Origin of the sequence: Micromonospora sp. NPDC049799 (genome assembly GCF_040656655.1) — a bacterium.
Classification (GTDB): domain Bacteria; phylum Actinomycetota; class Actinomycetes; order Mycobacteriales; family Micromonosporaceae; genus Micromonospora.
Window position 1 is genome coordinate 1 of sequence record NZ_JBFAMU010000479.1, and the last position, 3,813, is coordinate 3,813.

Consider the following 3,813-nt stretch of genomic DNA (forward strand, 5'->3'; position numbering starts at 1 on the left):
GGCCACCGCGCCGCCGAGCAGCGCGCCGCCGAGCAGCGGGTCCGCCCCGGCGAGCGACGTGCCCGTGGTGCCGGCGGTGACCGGCGCGGCCCCGAGAACACCCGTGCCCGCCGTGCCGGTGCCGGCCGTACCCGGGACATCCGCCCCGGAACCCGCACCCGCCCCGGAACCCAAGCCCGGCCCGGAGGCGGGCCGGTCCGGTGCGGCCACCGTGGCGCCACCCGTCCGTGCGATGCCACCGCCGCCCACCGGGGCGGCCGTCGGCGAGTCCACACCCGGACCGCCACGCGGCGTCGACGAGGGCGAGCCCACCCCGCCCGGCGTCTCCGGGTCCGGCGGCGGCGGGGGAACCAGGTGGTCGTACGCGGAGAAGTCGTAGCCGGCGGCCAGGTTGGCGACGACCTTGACCATCCGCTGGTGCGCCTTCTCGCGCTCCGCCTCGTCCTGCTGGTGCCCGAGCACCGCGCCGACCACGGCGCCCGGAACACCGAAGACCGCGCCCTTCGCGGCGCCGGACAGCGCCCGGTCGTGGTCGTCGGTCTCAGCCGGGCTCTCCGCCTGCCCGCGGGCGGTGCGCAGATCCTCGGCCATCATCGTCAGACCCCGGCCGACGTAGGACATGCCGGTGCCGAGCGAGTCGGCGTAGGTCACGATGTGGGACAGCCGGGCCTGGAACTCCTGCCCCGCCATGCCGGTCCACGTGTTGGCGAGCTTGCCGAGGTCGGCGTCGAGTTGGTGGCCGAGGTCGTCGACGATGCCCTTGAGTGCCGTCCACTGCGCCGCCACGCCGTCGATCTGGCCCGGCTCACCGGCCATCACGCCGTCATAGAGCGCCTGGTGACTGACGCCCTGGTACTTGTGCGTGTAGTCAGACACGAGGGTCCTCCTCGCGGGCCATCGCCTCGTCCACCCCGCGCAGGGCGGCGGCGATGTCGGCGGAGTTGGCCGCGTTCCGCGCCTCGGTGGTGCGGTAGCTGGCCAGGATGGTGGCGGTCGCGGTCTGCGCCGCCTGCACGGCGGTGCGCAGCCGGTCGACACGGTCGACGTAGACCTGGTGGATCTGGGAGTACCGGCGGGCGTTGTCGGTGGCGTCGGCGAACGATCCGAGGGCCGGGGGCCGGCACTGCATCTCGGTGTTGAGCTTCCGCAGGGCCCGCTCCGCCTCGGCCAGCCGATGGGTCAAGGTCCGGTGGAAGTCCTCGAGGGACATCAGGTCCACTGTCGTGCGCCCGGTCATGGCAGCATCCCCGTACGTCGTTCCTACAACGGTTGGCGAGGCACAGGTTAGTCGACCGCCGCTACCCCGGCGACCCTCCGTCGGTCGCCGTGGGACGGTCGGTGCGCACGCTCAGTCCCCGGTGGACGTCGACTCGCCCGGCGAGGGCGAGGGCGAGGGGGTCGGGGTGGTGGTGCCGGGTTCCGGTGCCGCGCCGCCCGGCTCGAAGTGTGCCAGCGCCTCGTCGCGGCTCAGGGTGGGCCCGGTCGGGACGAGCGCCAGCAACGACGCCGGTACGGCCAGCGGGGTGACCCCCTCGTAGCCGAGTGCGGTCAGCGCCCCGGGGCCGAGTGGATGCCGGATCCCGTCCGCGCCGATCAGGTACACCGTCGTGCCGGGCGCGGCCACGCCGCTGCCACCGGCCCCCGGCGCGGCCTGGGCGAGCACACCCTTGCCGCCGGGCAGCAGCACCGCCTCGACCGTACGGACGCCGTCCCGGGCGGACTGGCGGACCGGCACCGGGCCGGACGCGTCGGAGGTCAGCTCGGCCGGGGCCCGGTCGAAGACCTCCAGCGTGGTGGTGGGCGGCCCACCGTCGGCGCCGGCCCGGTAGGTCGCGCAGAGCGCCGTCGCACCCGGGTCCACCGGGTGCAGGGCGGGCAGGGCCTGCGGCAGGCCGGGCTCCTCGACCCGCTCGTCGGCCAGGACCTGACCCGCCTGCTCCGGCGTGATGTCGCCGACCGTACCGCCGTCCCGCAGCAGGAGCAGCGCGCTGACCTCGCCGACGGACACGAGCCCGTCGCGGGTGAGCACGTAGTGCTGGCCGGCGGCCCGGAACACCTGGCCGATCCGGGCCTCGCCGGCACCGACGCGGACCTCGCTGGGCTCGCCGTCGTCGGGGACGCGTGGTTCCCGCAGCGCCGGGCCGGCCGGCACCGCGTTGAGCAGTTGCTGGCCGAGACCGAGGACGGGCGCCCCGGCCATCTTCAGCGCGGCGAGCGTGGCGTCGCCGCCGACCACCCGCAGCCGGGAGTCGCCGGTGAGCAGGTGCCGCTCGCCGTCGACCTGCACCAGCACCGCGCGGTCGCCGAGCGGCCGGCCGCCGGGGAGAGGTCGGTCGATCACCACGCGGGTGCGGGAGCGGCGGGGATCGGCCGGGTCCGGGACGTCGCAGACCGACCACGGGAGCCCGGTGAGGGACTTCCGGTCCGGCAGCGCGTCCGGTGCGCCGACGATGCCGACCGTCCGGCCGCGCGGCCGGTCCCGGATCGACGCCTGGGACATCGTCCGGACCTCCGGGTCCGCGACGTTCAGGATCAGCCGGGCGGAGGCGTAGTTCACCGTCGGGTGCAGCCGCCCCTCGACGAACACGTACGTCGCCCCGGTCTCCCGCTCGATGACGAGGGTGTTTTCCTCCAGCGGGGCGGTGTTGCCGGTGAGCTGCCCGTACGCGCCGACGACGCCGAGCACCACCGCCGCGGCGATCGCGCTGCCGAAGACCGCCATGCCGAGTCGCCGCATCGGCAGGTTGCTGGTCTCGGGGTCGCCCGAGAGCAGCGCCGAGACGATCCGGCGGGTGACGAAGCGGTACGCCTGCACCTGGTCGCGGCGGGTCCGCATGACTTACCTCCGGCGGGGTGGGTGCGCGGCGAGCAGGTCGTACCGGCGCCGCGGGCTTCCCTACGATAAGGGGCCGGTGACGGGCCGGCGGGACCGCCGCCCGCGGCCGGCCGCCACCCGGCGGCTCAACCGTCCAGAAGGGACAGCACCGATGACGCAGGTTCAGGCGCCGCCCGGTCGTCCGACGGCGCAGTCGCCGGGTCGTCCGGCACCGCAGCCGCCCCTCGGCAAGGAGCGGCCGGCCGTCTCGGCGGACCCGGCCGGCCGGCGGGGACGGCTCGGCCCGCTGGTGGTGGGGCAGCTGGTCGTACTGGAGCTGTGCGTCCTGGCCGTCTGGGCGGCCACCGCCGGCCCGGTCTGGCTGCTGGGCGCCGTGGCCATGGCCGCCGTACTGGTCGCGGTCGCGGTGTTCGCCCGCCGGGGCGGGCGCTGGTGGTACGAGGACCTGCTGCTGCGCCGGCGGTTGCGCCGCCGACGGGACCGGGCGAAGCGGGGCGTGGCGGCCGGGACGGTCGCCGACCCGCGACTAGCGCCGCTGGCCCCCGAGCTGACGGTGACCGAGCTGACCGACCGGGGCACCCGGCTCGGCATCGGGCAGGACGCCCACGGCTGGTTCGCGGCGGTGGCCCTGCACGGGGCCACCGGCGCAGCGGCCGGACCGGTGGAGGCCGCCCTGGTCGACCGGGCCCTGCGGGTGCTGGCGGAGTTCAACGGGCCGGTCACCCGCTGCCAGGTGGTGTCGCACACGCTGGTCTGGTTCCCGGCCCCGGGCGCGCCGCCGGCCGCCCACCGGACGGTCTGGATCGCCCTGCGGCTGTCGGTGCGCGACGCCCGGGTCGAGGCGGTCACCCGGGGCGGTGGCCTGCCGGGGGTGCACCGCAACGGGCTCGTAGTGATTGGACGTGCTGGTCGAACTCCTCGAAGTCCATGCCGTCGATCATCTCCGACTCCTAGCCCGGTGTTGATGGGGCTGGTGG

At 75.8% G+C, this 3,813-nt stretch carries 3 protein-coding genes and 1 pseudogene; 1 reads left to right on the forward strand and 3 read right to left on the reverse strand.

Features of this window, described 5'->3' with window-relative positions; all coding sequences use genetic code 11:
* From AB0I76_RS24840 to eccB, 3 genes are all read right to left on the reverse strand, one after another.
* Positions 1 to 876: WXG100 family type VII secretion target (locus AB0I76_RS24840; RefSeq protein WP_357039968.1), on the reverse strand; the 876-nt coding region annotated here is incomplete at its 3' end.
* The gene (locus tag AB0I76_RS24845) at positions 869 to 1,237 is read right to left on the reverse strand and encodes a hypothetical protein (protein ID WP_357039971.1); all 369 of its coding nucleotides are present in this window, start codon (positions 1,235 to 1,237) and stop codon (positions 869 to 871) included. The genes AB0I76_RS24845 and AB0I76_RS24840, both read right to left, overlap by 8 nt.
* A gap of 111 nt (positions 1,238 to 1,348) precedes the next feature.
* Positions 1,349 to 2,836, reverse strand: a complete 1,488-nt coding sequence (gene eccB / locus AB0I76_RS24850) for a type VII secretion protein EccB (RefSeq protein ID WP_357039974.1) — start codon at positions 2,834 to 2,836, stop codon at positions 1,349 to 1,351.
* A gap of 151 nt (positions 2,837 to 2,987) precedes the next feature.
* Between eccB and AB0I76_RS24855 the strand changes: the two are divergent.
* Positions 2,988 to 3,813 (forward strand): annotated as a pseudogene (locus tag AB0I76_RS24855) (hypothetical protein); the annotation flags it as partial.

Coding starts and splice junctions, on each gene's coding strand:
- eccB (WP_357039974.1), bottom strand. CDS start 2,836: ATGCGGACCCGCCGCGACCAGGTGCAGGCGTACCGCTTCGTCACCCGC.
- AB0I76_RS24845 (WP_357039971.1), bottom strand. CDS start 1,237: ATGACCGGGCGCACGACAGTGGACCTGATGTCCCTCGAGGACTTCCAC.